This is a genomic window from Dactylosporangium vinaceum, assembly GCF_019904175.1.
Taxonomy (GTDB): Bacteria; Actinomycetota; Actinomycetes; order Mycobacteriales; family Micromonosporaceae; genus Dactylosporangium; species Dactylosporangium vinaceum.
In genome coordinates, this window is the sequence record NZ_CP061913.1 from 4,376,565 (window position 1) to 4,394,242 (window position 17,678).

The window sequence follows — 17,678 nt, forward strand, 5'->3', positions numbered from 1 at the left end:
CGTGACCAAGCGTCTGATCCTCAACCTGTTCGAGATGAACTGCGTCAGCCACATCACGCACGGACTGTGGCGGCTGCCGGACAACCACCGCGAGCGGTTCAACGACATCGAGTACTGGACGGAGCTTGCGCAGCTGCTCGAGTCGGGCGGCTTCGACGCGGTGTTCCTGGCCGACGTCGTCGGGACCTACGACGTGTTCCGCGGCTCGGCCGATACCGCGATCCGCCAGGGGCTGCAGATCCCGAACAACGACCCGGCAAGTGTCGTACCGGCCATGGCCGCCGTCACGAGGCACCTCGGCTTCGGCATCACGTTCTCCACCACCTACGAGCCGCCGTTCGCCTGGGCCCGGCGGATCAGCACGCTCGACCACCTCACCAAGGGCCGGGTCGGCTGGAACATCGTCACGTCCTACCTGCCCAACGCCGCGCGCAACTTCGGCCTCGACGGCGAGGTCGAGCACGACCTGCGCTTCGAGATGGCCGACGAGTACCTCGACGTGCTGTACAAGCTGTGGGAGGGCTCCTGGGACGACGACGCGATCGTCGCCGACCGCGAGGGCAATGTCTACGCCGACCCGGAGAAGATCCGCGCGATCCATCACAAGGGCCGCTGGTTCAAGGTGGAGGGGCCGCACCTGCCCTCGCCGAGCCGGCAGCGGACCCCGGTCCTGTTCACGGCGACCGCCAGCGGTGCGGGCACGAGGTTCGCCGGCAAGCATGCCGAGGTCGTCTTCACCGGCGGGCCCGACGCGGCAAGTCTGGGCCGGACCATCACCGGCATCCGGGCGGCGGCCGTCGCGGCCGGCCGGCGCGCCGAGGACGTCCGGTTCGTCACCATGGCCGGCGTCGTCGTGGCGCCGACGGAGGCCGAGGCGAGGGCGAAGTTCGCTCGCTTCCAGGAGCTGGCCAGCCCCGACGGCTACCTCGCACACGCGAGCCTGCCGTGGGACCCGGCCGCCTACCCGCCCGAGACGAAGCTCAGGGACGTCGGCATCGACAGCGGCCGGGCCGGCCGCTTCCGGGCCGTCGACCCGGAGCAGACCGTGGGGGAGTTCCTGGCCGGCTTCGGTGACCTCACCCGCCAGCCGCTGCTGGCCGTCGGCGACCCGCAGCAGGTCGCCGACGAGATCGAGCGGTGGCTCGACGAGGTCGGCATCGACGGGATCAACCTGCTGCAGTACCACTCCTATGACACCGCTCGCGACTTCATCGACCTCGTGGTGCCGGTGCTGCGCGAACGCGGCCGGCTGCGGCGGGAGTACGACGAGCGCGAAACCCTCCGCGAGCGCATCTTCGGCGCCGGCGACCGGCTGCCCGAGCGGCACTACGGCGCCCGCTACCGCGGCGGCGCCCACCTGACCCCGCAAACCCATCCCGAGAAGGATCTTCGATGACCAGACGCTCCCGCGTTGCCCTGGCTGTGGCCGCAGTGCTCGCCACCGGGTCGCTCGCCGCCTGCGGCGGCGCCGCGGCCGAGGCCGGCTCGGTGCCGCAGACGGGCGGGACGATCGTCTACGGCCACGTCCAGGAACCCCCATGCATCTTCGGCGGCTGGATTCAACAGGCCTACATCTCCCGGCAGGTCCTCGACGGGCTCGTCGCGCTCGCCGACGACGACACCGTGGTGCCGTGGCTGGCGACGAAGTGGGACGTCTCGCCCGACGGGCTGACGTACACCTTCACCCTCAAGGACGGCGTGCAGTTCACCGACGGCACCCCCGTGGACGCCGCGGCCGTCGCCTGGAACTTCGACCTGTGGGAGAACCACAACGGCAACAGCACCGCGAAGGTCTCCATCGACCCCTACTACAAGTCCGCGACCGCGGTCGACGCCACCCACGTCGCCGTCAACCTCAACAAGCCGTTCCCGCCGCTGCTGCGGCTCATCACGCAGGGGTACTTCGGCATCCAGTCGCCGACAGCCTTCAAGGCCCGCTCCGAGCAGGAGAACTGCGAGAAGCCGATCGGCTCCGGCGGCTTCACCGTCAAGGAGTGGAAGCACGGCCAGGAGGTGGTGCTGGCGAAGAACCCGGCCTACGCCTCGTGGCCGGCCAACGCCAAGCACCAGGGACCGGCGATCGTCGACGAAGTCCGGTGGAAGTTCGTCGCCGACGCGGTCTCGCGCTACGCGTCGCTGAGCACCGGCGAGTCCAACGTCGTCTACGAGGTGCCGACGGTCAACTGGAAGGACGCCCAGTCCCGCTACCAGACGATCCGCTACATCACGCCCGGCAAGCCGGTGTCGTTCTACATCAACACGAAGACCGGGCCGTTCACCGACAAGCTCGTCCGGCAGGCGTTCGCCACCGGCGCCGACCGCAAGGCCGCCGTCGAGGCCGGCTTCCACGGCGTCATCCCGTATGAGGGCAACCCCGCGGTCAGCCAGGCCACGCCGGGCTACAACGCCGAGGCGGCCAAGGCCTACGCCTACGACCCGGCCAAGGCCGAGCAGCTGCTGGACCAGGCGGGCTGGGCCAAGGGCGCCGGCGGCGTGCGGAGCAAAGACGGCAAGCCGCTGACCATCAAGCTGGTCTACGGCGCCGGGTTCATCTTCACCCAGGAGGGTGCGACGGTGCTCCAGGTGCTGCAGGAGCAGTGGAAGAAGATCGGCTTCGACGTCAAGCTGATCCCGGCGACCCAGGCCGAACTGTGGGGTGGCAAGTACTCCGACCCGAGCACGTTCGACGCCACCCCGTCCTACTGGACCAGCCCCAGCCCGTCCATCCTGTGGATCGTCTGGCGCCCCTCCACGACCGCAGCGCCCAACGGCAGCAACCGGTCCTTCTACAACAACGAGACCCTCTCGACGGCGATCCAGCAGGCGAACGCCGAGCCGGATCCGGCGAAGGCGAACACGCTCTATCAGCAGGCGCAGCAGATCATCCAGGACGACGCGGCCGGCATCGGGCTCTACACCCAGAACTCCACCTATGCGGTTGCCCGCAACCTCAACAACGTCTGGCTCGAGAAGAGCCAGGGTGAGCCGGTCTTCTCCGATGCGTACTTCACCAAGTAACCCCGCCGCGACCCTCCGGCGCGTCGCGTACAAGCTGGTCGGCGCGGTGGCGGTCATCGTCGCCGCCGCGTCGGTCACCTTCTTCGCCCAGCTGGCCGTACCGGGGGACCGCGCTACGACGCTCATGAACCTGCAGACCGGCCAGGACCGCAAGTGGACCGCCGCCGAACTGGCCCCGCTCAACGAGCGCTTCGGCTTCAAGGACCCCATCGTCGTGCAGTACCTGCACTACGTCGGCGGACTGTTCCGCGGCGACCTCGGCACCTCCTACACCCAGAAACGCCCGGTCACCGAGGTGATCGGCGGCCAGCTGCTGCCGAGCCTCACACTGACCGTCGCGGCCCTCGCCGTCGCCTGGACCCTGGCCCTGGCCGGGACCCTGCTGACGGTGCGGCGCGGCCGGCTGCTGTCCGGGCTGGGCGCCACGTGGGAGGCGCTCACGGCGAGCCTGCCCCACTACTGGGTCGGCGTCGTGCTGCTCGTGGTCTTCTCGGTCCAGCTGCGGGTGTTCCCGATCATCGGCGGCACCGGCGCCTGGGGCAGTGTCCTGCCGGTGCTGACCCTCGCCATACCGCTGGCCGGGTTCCTCGGGCAGGTGACCCGCGACGAGTTCGAGCAGGTCCTCGGTCAGCCGTTCGTGACCACCGCCCGCACCCGGGGCATGTCCGACCTGGGCGTGCGGCTGCGCCACGTGCTGCGCCACGCGGTACTCCCGGCGATCACGCTGTCCGGCTGGGCCCTCGGCGCCCTCGTCGCCGGTGCCGTCATCGCCGAGAACATCTTCGGCCGGCCCGGCATCGGCCAGGTCCTCGTCACCGCCGTCAACACCCGCGACGTGCCGACCGTGTCCGGGATCGTGCTCGTCGTGGCGGCCGTCTACGTCGTGGCCAACCTTCTCGTCGACCTCGCCTACGCGATCGTCGACCCGCGATTGAAGACCGCCCGATGAGGCGCCCCGGCACCCTCGTCGCGCTGCTGGTCGTGGTGCTCATCACGCTCGCCGCGCTCACGCCGGGCCTGCTCACCGGGCACAGCCCGACCGAGATCGATCTGCACGCGACGCTGCTCGGACCGTCGCCGGCCCACCCGTTCGGCACCGACGACGCCGGCCGCGACCTGCTCACCCGGGTCATCTACGGCGCGCGCCAGTCCATGGGCATCGGCCTCGGCGCGACCGCCCTGGCGTTCCTCATCGCGCTCGGCCTGGGCTTCACGGCCGCGCTGTCCGGCGGAGCCGTCGACGCGGCCATCACGCGTGTGCTCGAGGTCGCCTTCGCCTTCCCGGCGCTGCTGCTGGCGCTGCTGGTCATCTCGGTGCGCGGCCCGTCGGTGGCCACCGTGATCGCCGCGGTCGGCATCGGCTCCGCGCCCGGCTACGCCCGGATGGTCCGCGGCCAGGTCCTCGCCGTGCGCCAGGCCGCGTACATCGAGGCGGCCGCGGCGCTCGGACACTCCCGCCTCGCCGTCATCCGCCGCCACCTGTTCCCCAACGCGATGCGACCCCTCGTCGCCGTCGCCACCCTCGGCATCGGCCAGTCGGTCGTGTGGGCCTCCGGGCTGTCCTTCCTCGGGCTCGGCGTCGCACCGCCGAGCTCCGAATGGGGCGCGCTGCTCGACGCCGGCCGCGTGCACATCACCAGCTCCTGGTGGCTGGAGATCCTGCCCGGCGTCGTGATCGTCCTGGTGGCGCTCGCCGTGACGTCGCTGGGCCGCACCCTGCAGCACCTACTCGGAGGAGCCGCCCGATGACCGTCGCCAGCCTCGCCGCGAGTGTCGAACCGGACCGGAGCGTCTCCGCGCTGCTCACCGTACAGGACCTGCGGGTGTCGTTCGGCGACACCGAGGTCGTCCGCGGCATCTCCTTCACCGCCCGGCGCGGGCAGTGCCTCGCCATCGTCGGCGAGTCCGGATCGGGCAAGAGCGTCACCGCCCGCACCCTCGTCGGGCTCACCGGGCCCGGCTCCGCCGTGACCGCCGGGCGGATCGACCTCGACGGCACCGACCTGCGCGCCACCTCCGAGCGGGCGTGGCGCACCGTGCGAGGCCGCAGCATCGGCTTCGTGCTGCAGGACGCCCTCGTCTCGCTCGACCAGCTGCGGCGAGTCGGCGACGAGGTGACCGAGCCGCTGCGGCTGCACGGCTGGGGCACCCGCGCCAGCCGGCCGGGCAAGGCGGTCGAGCTGCTCGCGGCCGTCGGCGTGCCCGAGCCCGAAGTGCGCGCCCGGCAGCGGCCCTACGAGCTGTCCGGCGGCCTGCGCCAGCGCGCGCTCATCGCCTCCGCCATCGCGCTCGACCCGCCGCTGCTCGTCGCCGACGAACCGACCACAGCACTGGACGTCACGGTGCAGGCCCAGGTCCTCGACCTGCTCGCCGCAGCCAAAGCGCGGGGCACGTCGATCATTCTCATCAGCCACGACCTGTCCGTCGTGGCCCGGCTCGCCGATGAGGTCGCCGTCATGCGCGACGGCGAGATCGTCGAGCACGGCCCCGTAGCGCAGGTGCTGCGTGAGCCGCAGCACGAGTACACCCGGATGCTGCTCGCCGCCATCCCGTCGGAGCACACCCGCGGCACGAAGCTCAGCCGGCCCGGCGCCGTGCGGACCCGCCGGCCGATCGACCGCGGCCGGCCCGTGCTCGAGGCGCGGCACCTGACGAAGGTCTTCCGCGGCCCCGACAAGGTCGACCGGACCGCCGTCGACGACGTCTCGTTCGAGCTGTTCGGCGGCGAGACGCTCGGCATCGTCGGCGAGTCCGGCTCCGGCAAGACCACCACGGCCCGCATCGCGCTGTCGATCATCGAGGCCACCGGCGGTGAGGTGCTGCTCGGCGGAGCGGCCTGGTCGGCGCTGACCCCGGCCCGCCGCCGGCCGCTGCGCAAGCAGATCGGCGTGGTGTACCAGGACCCGCTGAGCTCCTTCGACCCGCGCTGGACGGTCGGGCGCATCCTCGTCGACGCCCTCGGCACCGGTCCCCGGCCGCCGGCCTCGCGCGCCGAGGCCCGCGAGCGGGCCGTGCGCCTGCTCGAACAGGTCGGCCTGCGCGAGACGCACCTGACGGCCGGGCCGTTGCGGCTCTCCGGCGGGCAGCGGCAGCGGGTGGCGATCGCCCGGGCGCTCGCGCCGGAACCGACGGTCGTCGTGTGCGACGAGCCGGTGTCCGCCCTCGACGTCTCGATCCAGGCCCAGGTGCTCGACCTGCTCACCGACCTGCAGGACGAGCTCGGCGTGAGCTATCTGTTCATCTCGCACGACCTCGGCGTGATCCACCACGTCAGCGACCGCATCCTGGTCATGAAGGACGGCCGGGTCGTGGAGCACGGCACCGCCGCCGAGGTCTTCGAGCGCCCGCAGCACGACTACACCAAGCGGCTGCTGACCGCGCTGCCCCGGCTGGGGCCGTCATGACCCTCGCCACGGTCTTCGCGCCCGTCTTCGAGCGGATCGCCAAGGGCGCCGTCGAGCGCGAATCGGACCGCACGCTGCCCAGCGAACAGGTGGAGTGGCTGCGCGAGTCGGGATTCGGCAAGATCCGCGTCCCGCGCGAGTTCGGGGGCTTCGGCGCCACGGTGCCCGAGTTCATCGAGCTGCTCATCGAGCTGGGCCGGGCCGACTCCAACCTGCCACAGCTGCTGCGCGGCCACTTCGGCTTCGTGGAGAGCCGCCTCGCCCTGCCGGACCCGCAGGCCCGCGAGCGCTGGCTGCGTCGCGTCGCCGCCGGCGTCATCGTCGGCAACGCGCAGAGCGAGCGCTCCAGCAGCTCGTGGTTCGAGCCGGCGACGACGCTCACGGCGCACGGTGACGGCTGGCGGCTCGACGGCCGCAAGTTCTACTCCACCGGCAGCCTGTTCGCCGACTGGATCCACACCAGCGCGTCGCGCGGCGCGGACGGCATCGCCAATGTGCTGGTGCCCGCCTCGGCGCCCGGCGTCACCCGCATCGACGACTGGGACGGCTTCGGGCAGCGGCTCACCGGCAGCGGCACCACCCTGTTCGAGGACGTGCCGATCGCCGCCGAGGACGTGGAGCCGGCGCCGGACGCCTCCCTGGCCGCGTTCTTCCAGTTGGTACACCTGGCCACCCTGGCCGGCATCGGCCGCGCCGCGGTCGCCGAGACGGTCGCGTTCGTCAACGGCCGCGCCCGGAACCTCTTCAACCCGGCCGTGCCGCCCTCCGCGGACCCGCAGGTGCAGGCCGTCGTCGGCCGCGTCGCCGGCGCGTCCTTCGCCGCCGACGCCGCCACCATGGCCGCGGCCCGGGCCGTCGAGGCGGCCGCCGAGCACCCGGACGCGGCCGACATCGCCGTGTTCCGGGCGCAGGGTGTCGTCATCCGCCTCGTACTCGATCTCGTCACCGAACTGTTCGAGGTCGGCGGCGCCTCGGCGACCGCGGAGCGGCTGCGACTGGACCGGCACTGGCGCAACGCCCGCACCCTCGCCTCGCACAACCCGGTGATCTACCGCGACCGGGCCGTCGGACAGTTCCTGCTGGACGGCACCACGCCCAGCGCGGCGTTCCAGCAACACCGGAAGGGAACCGCATGAACCACGACGAGGCGGTCGCGCTGGCGGCCGAGTTCAGCGCCGCCTTCGCCCGTGACGCGGCCGAGCGCGACGAGCGGCGCCGACTGCCGCTCGCCGAGCTCGACAAGCTCAGCGGCGCCGGCCTGCTCGCCGTCACGGTGCCCGCGGCCTACGGCGGGCCGGGGCTGCCCGCGGCGACCGCGACGGAGGTGACCCGGCTGCTCGCCACCGGCGATCCCAACATCGCGCAGATCCCGCAGAGCCACTTCGTGTACATCAACCACCTGCGCCTGTGCGGCACCGACGCGCAGCGGCGCCGGCTCTTCGCCGAAGTCCTGGCCGGCCGCCGCTTCGGCAACGCCCAGTCGGAGGCCGGCACCAAGCACGTGCGCGACATCCGCACGACGCTCACCGCCGCCGGCCCGGGCCGCTGGTGCCTCGACGGCCGCAAGTTCTACGCGACAGGCGTGTTGCTGGCCCACCGCATCCCGGTCCTGGCCCACCTCGGCCCCGACGGCCCCCTGCACGTCGCCTGGGTCGACCGGCACGCCGAGGGAGTCGAGGTCCTCGACGACTGGAACGCACTGGGCCAGCGCACAACCGCCAGCGGCTCGGTGCTGCTCCACGGCGTCGAGGTGCCCGACGAGCTCATCACACCCTTCGAGCGCACCTTCGAGGGCCCGCAGACCTACGGCGCGTTCGCCCAGCTGCTGCACGCCGCCATCGACGCCGGCATCGCCCGGGCCGCGCTCGGCGACGCGGCCCGCTTCGTCGTCGCCACGAGCCGGCCGTATCCGGATGCCCGCGTCGAGCGGGCCGCCGACGACCCGCTCGTCGTGCAGGCGTTCGGCGAGATCGAGCTGGCCGTCCGCGCCGCCGAGGCACTGCTGGCCGAGGCGGCACGCTGCGTCGACGCCGCCGACGCCGCGCTGTCGGACTCCTCCGCGGCCGCGGCCTCCCTGGCCGTCGCCGCCGCCCGCGCCGCGACCACCCGCGCTGCGCTGGAGGCCGGCAGCCGGCTGTTCGAGGTCGCCGGCACCCGCTCGGCCGCGGCCGGGCTCCGCCTGGACCGGCACTGGCGCAACGCCCGCACACACACCCTGCACGACCCCGCCGCCTGGAAGATCCACCACCTCGGCCGCTGGGCCGTCGAGGCAACCCCGCCCCCAAACCACGGACAGGTGTGATGAGCGAGCTCAAGTTCCACTGGTTCCTGCCCACGAACGGCGGCGACGGCCGGCAGGTCGTCGGCGGCGGCCACGGCACCCCGGCCGGCTCCGCCGGCCGGCCCGCGTCCGTGGCGTACCTGGGCCAGATCGCCCGCTCCGCCGAGCAGCTCGGCTTCTGCGCGGCGCTGACCCCGACCGGCGCCTGGTGCGAGGACGCCTGGATCAGCACTGCCATGCTGGCCAGCGTCTCGGAGCGCCTCAAGTTCCTGGTGGCCTTCCGGCCCGGCCTCACCTCGCCGTTCCTGGCCGCCCAGATGGCCGGCACCTTCCAGAACCTCTCCGGCGGCCGGCTGCTGCTCAACGTCGTCACCGGCGGCGAGAGCCACGAACAGCGCATGTACGGCGACTTCCTCGACAAGGACGGCCGCTACGAGCGGTGCGGCGAGTTCCTGCACATCGTGCGTGAGCTGTGGACCGGCCGGTCGGTGACCTTCGAGGGCCGCCACCTCGCCCTCGCCGACGCCGTCCTCGCCCAGCTGCCCGACTCGGCCCCGGAGATCTACTTCGGCGGCTCATCACCGGCCGCGCTCGAGGTCGCCGCCCGCCACGTCGACGTCTACCTGACCTGGGGCGAGCCGCCGGCCGCCGTCGCCGCCAAGGTCCGCCGGGTCCGCGACCTCGCCGACGCCCAGGGCCGCACCCTCGCCTTCGGCCTGCGCGTGCACACCATTGCCCGGGACACCGCCGACGAGGCCTGGGCCGAGGCCGGGCGCCTGCTCGCCGGCATCTCCGAGGAGCAGATCCGCCACGTCCAGGCCGGTCTGCGGCGCAGCGAATCCGAGGGCCAGCGGCGAATGCTCGCACTGAACGGAGGTACCAAGGACGGCCTGGAGGTCTACCCCAACCTGTGGGCCGGCGTCGGCCTGGTCCGCGGCGGCGCCGGCACCGCACTCGTCGGCAGCCACACCCAGATCGCCGACCTCATCGAGGAGTACGCATCCGCCGGCATCAGCGAGTTCGTCCTCTCCGGCTACCCGCACCTGGAGGAGGCGTACCGCTTCGGCGAGGGCGTGCTGCCCGAGCTGCACCGCCGCGGACTGTGGCGGCACCCTGCCCCCGGCCGGACACCGGTGGCCGCCGTGCCGTTCGGTGCGGCGGCCCAGAAGGAGACGACGTGAGCCCGATTCGCACCAACCAGGACCTCGACCCCATCCGGCTGCGCGAGGTGTTCGGCATCTATCCCAGCGGCGTGGTGGCGGTCGCCGCCGTGGTCGACGGCGTCGCCGTCGGCCTGGCGGCCAGTTCGTTCACCTCGGTGAGCCTCGAACCGCCGCTGGTCTCCTTCTCGATCGCCAACGCCTCGAAGACGTGGCCCGACCTGCGCCGGGCACCGCACCTCGGCGTCACCATCCTGGCGGAGCACCACGCCACGGTGGCCCGGCAGCTCGCCGGCACGCCCGCGCGCCGCTTCGACGCCCTGCCGATCACGGCGACGCCGGGCGGCGCGGTCACACTGGAGGACGGCCTCGCCCAGTTCGTCACCACCGTCCACGACGAGGTCGCTGCGGGTGACCACACGATCGTGCTGCTCCGCCTCATCTCCGTGCGCCGGTCCGCACTTGCCGATCCGTCCCCCCTGGTCTTCCACCGCAGCCGCTTCGGTCGCGTCCAGACCGGCTGAGCTTCGTCGCCGGCCGGGCCCGCGATGACACGGCCGCCACGGCCGCCCCCGCCCGACTGGGCTCGATCGCCCGGCTGGCCGGCTGATGGTAGGGCCTCGCTCGCCGGGATGAGGCGAACGAGGCCCCCTTGCTACTGCAGGTCGCAGGAGTGCGGGTGCAGCGCCGTGCCCGTGCGGTGCGGGCCGACGACCGTGCCCAGGTTGATCCGGGCCGAGGTGGCGGCCTCCTGGTAGTAGCCCGTGACCTCGACCCAGTTGTCGTACGGGTACGGGGTGTCGCAGTGCAGCCCCGGCCACAGCGCGGAGCTGATCGGCGGGTAGCAGAACTGGCCCGACTTGCACGACCAGGTGATGCTGCCCGGCGGCTGGGTCGCGCCGTTGAGGCTGCTGTGGATCGTGGTCGTGCTGCCGCGCAGGTAGGGCGTGCCCCCGGTGCAGCTTGGCTGCGAGCCGTAGATGAAGGTGCCGGTGTAGATGCCCGGGCCTGTCACGTACGAGTTCGGCATCAGCTCGCTGGAGTTTGGCGTCGACAGTGTGCATGTCACAGTGGCCGCATCGGCGGGGCCCGCGGCCAGCGTCAGCGTTCCAGCGGTGGCGAGCAGGGCAGCGGCGATGATTCGCCCCAGTCTCATATTTCCTCCCGTGAATAGATTGGGGTGCCCTCCATTTCTAGTTCACGGACGCCTATGTCGATCGCTAGTGTTTTTCCGCCTGCGCGCGGCTCGGCGGTGACTGACAGGACGCGTCACGATCGAGGACCAGACCAGGGACGGCCCGGCCCGCCGCGGACGCCTCGGGCAGAGTGCCGCAGGTCTCGAGGCGTTGCGCCCATGCCAGTTCCCGGGCGCGCGTGTCGCGGAGGCTGTCGAGGACCGCACTGTCCACGTCGGACGGAAGCCGCCGCGCGGGACTGCGGCGAGCACAGCGCATTCCCGCACCGGGGCCGAAACGGCGCAGTGGCTGTAGGAGTTGAGCGAGCTGCCGTACTGGAGCAGGGAACCTCGCGTGACTGGGCCTGCGGAATTTCGGGGCGGTAGCCGCGGCCTACGACTGTCGCGGTAACTCCGGGTGGGGTCACGAACTTCCGCTGGAGCTGTTGCCCGCGCTCGGTCTGCCTGAGGTTGCCGAACCACGCTCGACGGTGATCGACCTTGAAGAGCTGCCCTGGTGCGCATTCGTCGGATCTAGCGGGCTGACCAGGCAGGCGTTGGATCGCAGGAGCGACCGCGACCATCGTCAAGCACCGGACTCGGGAGTCTTCGGGCCGGAGCGCGAATGGGAACGGGCGGCGCTCGTGCTCGAGGCTGACATCTGGGCCGCCCGGCATTGTCAGGTCGCCGACACCACGACGCTGCGCGAACGAGCCGACCAACTGCTCCGTGCCTGCCACAATGACGAGCACGTACAGATCTCCCGCTGGCGCACCTGAGCTCTCGACCGACACCGTTTCGATCGAACGACGACCTCAGCAGTGTGCTGCTCTGCACAGCGCCGTCCCGGCCGCCCCACCGTTGCGCTGCCGGTGACATGAGCCGGTCGGCAGGCCGGTTACCGGCAGTCGCAGCAACCATCGGCCCGATCGCCTGATCGGCATCGGCGAGCACGACGATTTCACCGTATTCGTCGTTAATGGTGTGGTTCTGCCGGGCGCGGGAGGCCGCCGGCCGGCGCGTGACGGGCAGGACACATCCGGCTGCGCCGGGGCGGCATGACGGGATCGTCATGCGCGCCCGTCGCAGCGACCGACGGAAGGAGGCAACATGAGCGTGTACGAGGCGATCGGTGGCAGCGGCGCGGTGCGGGCCGTGGTGGACCAGTTCTACGCCCGGGTCCTGACCGACTCCCGGGTCCAGGACATCTTCAAGGGCACCGACGTGGCGAGGCTGAAGAGCCACCAGCGCGCGTTCATCGGGGCGGCGATCGGCGGTCCGCAGCTCTATACCGGGCGGGACATGGCCTCCGCCCACGCCAGCCTGCACATCACCGACGCGGACTTCGACGTGATCGTCGGCCACCTCGTCGACACGCTCACCGAACTCGGCGTGCCGGCGGGGTACATCGCCCAGATCGGTGCGACACTGGCCCCGCTGCGCGGCCAGATCGTCACGCAGGGAGCGGCTGAGGCGGTGCCCGCACCGGTCGCGCCGGCCATCTGAACAGCCCAGACGTCCCGGTCCTGGTCCCGGTCCCGGGCGCGGCGCGCGTGCCCGGGACCGCTCGCGTCGATGCCAATCGATCGCGGGCCTTGCCTGTGGCGGTGTTTCTGGGCCGTAATCCCTACGTTTGGTACGGCATGCCCTGACGCGGACCGTGACTGCACGGGTGGTGTTGTCGCGTATGAACCGCTCCGGTGGGCTGTCGGCGATGAGCCGGCCCCCGACGACGAAAAGCGATTTGCGTTCAGCTGCTCGAAAGGTGCGGACTGTCGGCGCAGGCGCGGCGGATTTGTCAGGTGCGGTGCGCGCGTTCGACCTCGTGCTCGAAGTCGATCGCGTCGGGGGCGCCGCCGAACTCGTCGGCGATCTCGCCGACCAACTCGTCAGGGCTGCCGTGTGCTCCGGCGGCGGCCATGTCGGCGTCGGCGGCCGCGAGTGGGCGGTGGCCGGTGGACAGGACCGCGACGCCGAGCAGGACAACGCCGGCACCGACGATGAACGGGACGTGGATGTTCCAGTGGTCGACCATCTTGCCGGCCGCGTACGGGGCGAGGCCGCCACCGATGAACCGGACGAAGCCGTACGCCGCGGAGGCGACCGGACGCTCGACCGGCGAGACAAGCATGACCGCCTGGGTGGTGAGGGTGTTGTTGATGCCGGCCACGATGCCGGAGGCGATCACGCAGCCGATCACCACCCAGCGGTTGCTGGTGAAGATGCCGATCAGCACGATGAGTACCGCGAACGCGCTCAGCGCACCATACAGCGACGGTCCCGTGCCGAATCGGCGCTGCAGCCAGGGCGCGCCGGTGATCGAGAAGAATGCCAGCAAGAGACCCCAGGCGAAGAAGACGAAGCCGAGCTGCGTGGCGCCGAGCTTCATCGGGTACGGGGCGTAGCCGAGCATGGTGAAGAAGCCCCAGTTGTACAGCAGTGCGGTGATGCCCATGGTGAGCAGGCTGCGGTGCCGCAGCGCCTTGATCGGGGCGAGGATCGACGAGCGCTGTGCGGGCTTCGGCGTCTTGTCGAGCAGCGTGACGGTGGCCAGCAGCGCGACGGCCATCAGCACAGCCACGCCGAAGAACGGGCCGCGCCAGCTGATGTTGCCGAGCAGGCCGCCCACCAGCGGCCCAGCCGCGATGCCGAGACCGAGCGCCGCCTCGTACAGCACGATGGCGCCGGCAAACCCACCGGACGCTGACGCCACGATCACCGCCAGGGACGTCGCGATGAACAAGGCGTTGCCCAGGCCCCAGCCGGCCCGGAATCCGACGATGCCGTTGATCGAGCCGGACAGGCCGGCCAGCGCCGCGAACACGACGATCAGGCCGAGTCCGGTGATCAGGGTCCGCTTCGGGCCGATCAGGCTGGCGATCCAGCCGGTGAACAGCATGGCCACCGCGGTGACCAGCAGATAGCTGGTGAACAGCAGGCTGACCTGGCTCGGCGTGGCGTTCAGCTGCGTGGACAGCGCCGGGAGGATCGGGTCGACCAGGCCGATGCCCATGAAGCTGACGACGCAAGCGAACGCCACCGCGTACACGGCCTTGGGCTGTTTGAGCAGGGAACTTCCGGCACCGCTCACCGGGTCACCTCCATCGCGAAAGGGTTGAACGAGTGCAGGCCAACTATATAAGGTACTTATGGAAAATGTCTTGACGAAGGGTCGTGGATCACAGCTACTGCCGGGTGATCCGGGGTTCGTGCGTGTGTTCGTCGGCCGGCCGAGCGCGGTGACCTCGGCGGCACGGCGCTGACGGTCCTCCGGGCATTCATCGGTGAGGGGCCCGTGCGGGTCACCGGCCTGGCGCTGTCCGCCACCCGCGGCGCACGACGGCCGCGGGGTGGACGGTCGAACGGTGCTGGCGACGATCTGCTACGTCGGCGTGATCACCACAGGGAGCAGCGGCGGGTGGCCTCAGCGACCAGGCGCTCGGCAGTCTCTTGCGCGGTGAGGGCTGAGGTGTCGAACCACCAACCCAGATCAGCCAGGTCGCGCCGCATGGCGGTCTCCAGTTGCGGGTAGCCGTTGAAGAAGAACTGGTCTTCAGGGTCGCGATGCAGATTGCGGTACGTGCAGGCGTCGATGCCCGGCGCCAGGATGACGAGCCGGACCGGGCGCGGCGCCAGCAGGCCGAGCATGAAATCGAGCTCGGCCCGGTTGGCCACCACGGTGTCGACAAGCACGGTGAAGCCGTAGTCGACGAAGTTGTTGGCCAGCGCGCATATATTGCGCTTGCACAGTTCCGCCTGTCGCGCCGACTCGTCGGCCGGCTGGCATTGGAACCCGACCCGCCCGCTCACGAGCATCATGTTCATCTCGTCGCCGGTGACTCGAGCGGCCCGCGGCAGCAGGCCTGCGGCCAGCGCGGTCACGGTCGACTTCCCAGCGCCCGGCATTCCCGTCACCAGCACACAGCCATCCAGCGGCGCGGAGTCCATAGCCAGCAGCTTGCCAAGGCCCAGGGATACGGGGCAATCGGAATTGCCGGCATCGGTCGGTAGCCGAGGTGGAGGCCGCGGCTGCGCCTGGCGGCGCTCCGTCCGATTACTCGATGACCGAGGCGCCGGCCTCGCCGACCCTGTGGCCGGCTCGGCCACTCAGACCATGCGCATGTGCGACACCAACAGCACCATCAGCAGCGCGATCCCGATGGCACCCACGAGCGGCCACACCAGCGTGCCGACCGCCGCCCCGAACGCCGAGTCACGGCGACCGGCGAGCCCCCGCACGACGGCGACCCCGATCGACCCCGCGACGCCCACGAACGCGAAAATGCCCGCCCGGTCCTGCGGATGATGGGGCGGCGCGATCCTCGCCACGGCCAGAAATCCGGCCAACGCCAGCAGGTACACACCGAGCGACAGCATCAGCCCACCGAACACGGTGCCGCGCGGTCGCCAGTCCTCATCAATCCCCATACCGCAGTAGACGAGCACCGACGCGCCACGGTTCCGCACCCGTGCACCCCAGATCGCGGGCCGAACGCCGCCCGCCGCCGAGTCTTCGGACCCTGCACGCCGGCCAGCCCCGAGACATACCCTGGAGTCGGAAGCGGTTGGAGGAGCCATGACCGAGAGCGCGCCTCGCCCGAACGGCGGCTGCCCGCTGCGCCCGCCCGAGCCCTGCCGACTGTGCCAGCTGAGCACGACCGGCCCGGAGGACTGCCCGCTGGTGTACCTCGTCATGAGCGACGACGAGCTTCGCGCCGGTCTGCACGAATTCCTGCAGCATCGCCGGCTGGCCGCGGCCTGACTGCGCCGGCCGCCACGCTTTCGCTATGGCGGCGGCACCTGCGGTTCGCCGCGGGTCACCGCCGAGCTGCGCGCACTCGATCGCGGTGGCATTGGGTTGCGCGTTCGTACCGATATCAGGGCGCCAAGCCCTCAAGTACGACGCCCCGCCGACCGCATACCGCGCATCGCTGACGCTCCCACCACGTGCGGTCTTCGCCGGCTTGGACGTAGCACGCCTCTCGGAAATCGCTACCGCGTGACGGGTCTCCAGCGGGTGCCAGCGGCGGACCAGGGTCGCTCCAACGGCCGCCGTTCGGTCAGAGGAGTACCTCACAATGTTCGTGGAGGCCCTCCGGTGGTGCGGTGATCTGGTTGTGGCGCAGGTCCAGTCGGCGCAGGTTGGTGAGGTTGCCGATCGTGGTCGGCAGCACGGTGAGGCGGTTGTGCTCCAGGTGCAGCTCGGCGAGGTTGGTGAGGTCGCCGATGGTGTCCGGCAGCACCTCGAGCTGATTGAGGTTCAGGACCAGCCAGACGAGGTTGCCGAGGTTGCCGATGGTGTCCGGCAGCCCCGTGAGCGAGTTGTTCGTCAACTCCAGCAGGGTGAGGTTGCTGAGGTTGCCGATGCTGTCCGGCAGTACCGTGCGCTTGTTCCAGCCCAGGTTCAGACGGTGGAGGCTGGTGAGGTTGCCGATGCTGTCCGGCAGCACGGCGAGCTTGTTGCAGTGCAGGTTCAGCTGGTTGAGCTCGGTGAGGTTGCCGATGCTGTCCGGTAGAGCGGTGAGGCCGTTCCAGCTCACGTCCAGATGGCGGAGGTGGGTGAGGTCGCCGATGCTGTCCGGCAGCGCCGTGAGGTTGTTCTGCCTCAGGTCCAGCCCGGTGAGGCCGGTGAGCTCCCCGATCCATTCGGGCACCGTGGCAATTCTGTTGTTGGACAGGTTCACGCCGGTCACCCCGGGCAGGTGCTGGATCTGCCGGATGGACTCCGGCACCCGGGTCAGCCTGCGCCCGGCCAGCCACAAATCGCCGCCGCCCGCGATGCGGACGGCCTCGATCGCCTGATCGATCGTTCCACGACGCGCCACGTACTCCTCGCATCCCCATTGCCACGCCACCGCACTGCGAGAACACCACAACCCTCATCGCCACGTCGGGGAACCCGAGCGGCATCGCCGGCTGCGGAAGCCCACACCGTACCCCGGCCCGCGTCGCATCCTGCCGTCCGGATCTGCCGCAGATTGCTGCACGGCACCGCCGACGGTGTGGGCGGGCGGGACGCCATGCCGCGCGTTCATGAGCTTGGATGGTGCGGCGCTGCGGTCGCCGATATCCCTCGAAGTGCCAGCAGTGCGAAGCCCGCGGCAGCGCCGAGGACGCCGAGCAGCACGTTGATGATCAGGTGGGCGGCGGCTGCACCGAGGATGTCGTTGACGAGGAAGTCATGCATGGCCGGCCGGTGGCTGGTGAGGAACTGGGCCTGGTAGTCGGCCCTGCGCCCAAGTGCCGGCAGGGTCATGAGCGTCATGAATACCGCGAAAGCGCAGACGCCGGCACCGCTGATGGTTCCGGCCAGCAATCCCGTGTGCCAGATGGTTCGCTGGTCGCGTGTGCGCAGGCCGGCGATGAGGCCGGCGGCCAGGGTGATGGCGGTGGCGGACAGTGCGAAGGCGGCACCGATCGCTCGCTCCGTGTGGTGGTCAAGAGCAGCAGGTCCGCCGGCCCAGATCTCGATCGCCCAGCAGGCGGCGGCGGCCAGCCCGAACCATGTTCCCGGCGCGACGGCCGGCGCCGGATGCCGGGCAAGCCGGATCGCATAGCTCAGATAGGCGCCGAGCACCCCGATGGTCGCCGACAGCAGTCCGAGGTCACCGAGGTCGGCTATCGAGTGCGGGAAGGCCACG

The 17,678-nt window shown here is 71.0% G+C and carries 18 protein-coding genes; 12 read left to right on the top strand and 6 right to left on the bottom strand.

The features are described from left to right. The first annotated feature begins 1 nt into the window (after position 1). The 9 genes from Dvina_RS19380 to Dvina_RS19420 are packed head-to-tail and all read left to right on the top strand — an operon-like array spanning position 2 to position 10,387. Positions 2-1,396: an NtaA/DmoA family FMN-dependent monooxygenase gene (locus Dvina_RS19380; RefSeq protein ID WP_246656318.1), complete on the top strand. Its 1,395-nt coding sequence runs from the start codon at positions 2-4 to the stop codon at positions 1,394-1,396. Next, the gene (locus tag Dvina_RS19385) at positions 1,393-3,018 is read left to right on the top strand and encodes an ABC transporter substrate-binding protein (protein WP_223103872.1); all 1,626 of its coding nucleotides are present in this window, start codon (positions 1,393-1,395) and stop codon (positions 3,016-3,018) included. The genes Dvina_RS19380 and Dvina_RS19385 overlap by 4 nt, the downstream gene beginning before the upstream one ends. Next, positions 2,999-3,967, top strand: coding sequence for an ABC transporter permease (locus tag Dvina_RS19390; RefSeq protein ID WP_223103873.1), 969 nt, complete (start codon positions 2,999-3,001; stop codon positions 3,965-3,967). Before Dvina_RS19385 ends, Dvina_RS19390 begins: the two co-directional genes overlap by 20 nt. Next, the gene (locus tag Dvina_RS19395; protein WP_223103874.1) at positions 3,964-4,767 is read left to right on the top strand and encodes an ABC transporter permease; all 804 of its coding nucleotides are present in this window, start codon (positions 3,964-3,966) and stop codon (positions 4,765-4,767) included. Before Dvina_RS19390 ends, Dvina_RS19395 begins: the two co-directional genes overlap by 4 nt. After that, positions 4,764-6,422 (top strand): dipeptide ABC transporter ATP-binding protein, encoded by a 1,659-nt coding sequence (locus tag Dvina_RS19400; RefSeq protein ID WP_223103875.1) that lies wholly within the window; start codon positions 4,764-4,766, stop codon positions 6,420-6,422. The genes Dvina_RS19395 and Dvina_RS19400 overlap by 4 nt, the downstream gene beginning before the upstream one ends. Continuing rightward, entirely contained in the window at positions 6,419-7,558 is a 1,140-nt protein-coding gene (locus Dvina_RS19405; protein WP_223103876.1) for an acyl-CoA dehydrogenase family protein, read from the top strand. Before Dvina_RS19400 ends, Dvina_RS19405 begins: the two co-directional genes overlap by 4 nt. Next, positions 7,555-8,724: an SfnB family sulfur acquisition oxidoreductase gene (locus Dvina_RS19410; RefSeq protein ID WP_223103877.1), complete on the top strand. Its 1,170-nt coding sequence runs from the start codon at positions 7,555-7,557 to the stop codon at positions 8,722-8,724. The genes Dvina_RS19405 and Dvina_RS19410 overlap by 4 nt, the downstream gene beginning before the upstream one ends. Then, the gene (locus Dvina_RS19415) at positions 8,724-9,884 is read left to right on the top strand and encodes an LLM class flavin-dependent oxidoreductase (protein WP_223103878.1); all 1,161 of its coding nucleotides are present in this window, start codon (positions 8,724-8,726) and stop codon (positions 9,882-9,884) included. Before Dvina_RS19410 ends, Dvina_RS19415 begins: the two co-directional genes overlap by 1 nt. After that, positions 9,881-10,387, top strand: coding sequence for a flavin reductase family protein (locus Dvina_RS19420; RefSeq protein WP_223103879.1), 507 nt, complete (start codon positions 9,881-9,883; stop codon positions 10,385-10,387). Before Dvina_RS19415 ends, Dvina_RS19420 begins: the two co-directional genes overlap by 4 nt. 131 nt (positions 10,388-10,518) lie before the next feature. On the opposite strand, the gene Dvina_RS19425 is transcribed toward Dvina_RS19420, so the two are convergent. Then, positions 10,519-11,019 carry a hypothetical protein gene (locus Dvina_RS19425; protein ID WP_223103880.1) on the bottom strand — a complete coding sequence of 167 codons (501 nt, stop codon included), beginning with the start codon at positions 11,017-11,019 and terminating at the stop codon, positions 10,519-10,521. Between the two features lie 509 nt (positions 11,020-11,528). Here Dvina_RS19425 and Dvina_RS19430 point away from each other — a divergent pair. Further along, the gene (locus Dvina_RS19430; RefSeq protein WP_223103881.1) at positions 11,529-11,816 is read left to right on the top strand and encodes a hypothetical protein; all 288 of its coding nucleotides are present in this window, start codon (positions 11,529-11,531) and stop codon (positions 11,814-11,816) included. A 331-nt stretch (positions 11,817-12,147) separates the two neighbouring features. After that, complete coding sequence (locus tag Dvina_RS19435; protein ID WP_223103882.1) at positions 12,148-12,543, top strand: group I truncated hemoglobin; 396 nt, start codon at positions 12,148-12,150, stop codon at positions 12,541-12,543. Positions 12,544-12,835: 292 nt separating this feature from the next. On the opposite strand, the gene Dvina_RS19440 is transcribed toward Dvina_RS19435, so the two are convergent. The 3 genes from Dvina_RS19440 to Dvina_RS19450 all read right to left on the bottom strand — a co-directional run bounded on the left by Dvina_RS19440 (position 12,836) and on the right by Dvina_RS19450 (position 15,483). After that, on the bottom strand, positions 12,836-14,128 hold the full coding sequence (locus tag Dvina_RS19440) for an MFS transporter (RefSeq protein WP_246656319.1): 1,293 nt from the start codon (positions 14,126-14,128) through the stop codon (positions 12,836-12,838). A gap of 305 nt (positions 14,129-14,433) precedes the next feature. Next, positions 14,434-14,985 (bottom strand): AAA family ATPase, encoded by a 552-nt coding sequence (locus tag Dvina_RS19445; RefSeq protein WP_223103883.1) that lies wholly within the window; start codon positions 14,983-14,985, stop codon positions 14,434-14,436. 159 nt (positions 14,986-15,144) lie between these two features. Then, positions 15,145-15,483: a hypothetical protein gene (locus tag Dvina_RS19450; RefSeq protein ID WP_223103884.1), complete on the bottom strand. Its 339-nt coding sequence runs from the start codon at positions 15,481-15,483 to the stop codon at positions 15,145-15,147. Positions 15,484-15,613: 130 nt separating this feature from the next. On the opposite strand from Dvina_RS19450, the gene Dvina_RS19455 reads away from it, so the two are divergent. Then, complete coding sequence (locus Dvina_RS19455) at positions 15,614-15,799, top strand: DUF6767 domain-containing protein (protein WP_223103885.1); 186 nt, start codon at positions 15,614-15,616, stop codon at positions 15,797-15,799. A 298-nt stretch (positions 15,800-16,097) separates the two neighbouring features. On the opposite strand, the gene Dvina_RS19460 is transcribed toward Dvina_RS19455, so the two are convergent. Together Dvina_RS19460 and Dvina_RS19465 are read right to left on the bottom strand one after the other, a co-directional pair. After that, entirely contained in the window at positions 16,098-16,862 is a 765-nt protein-coding gene (locus Dvina_RS19460; RefSeq protein WP_223103886.1) for a leucine-rich repeat domain-containing protein, read from the bottom strand. Between the two features lie 206 nt (positions 16,863-17,068). Then, positions 17,069-17,677 (bottom strand): hypothetical protein, encoded by a 609-nt coding sequence (locus Dvina_RS19465; protein WP_223103887.1) that lies wholly within the window; start codon positions 17,675-17,677, stop codon positions 17,069-17,071. Position 17,678: the final 1 nt, after the last annotated feature.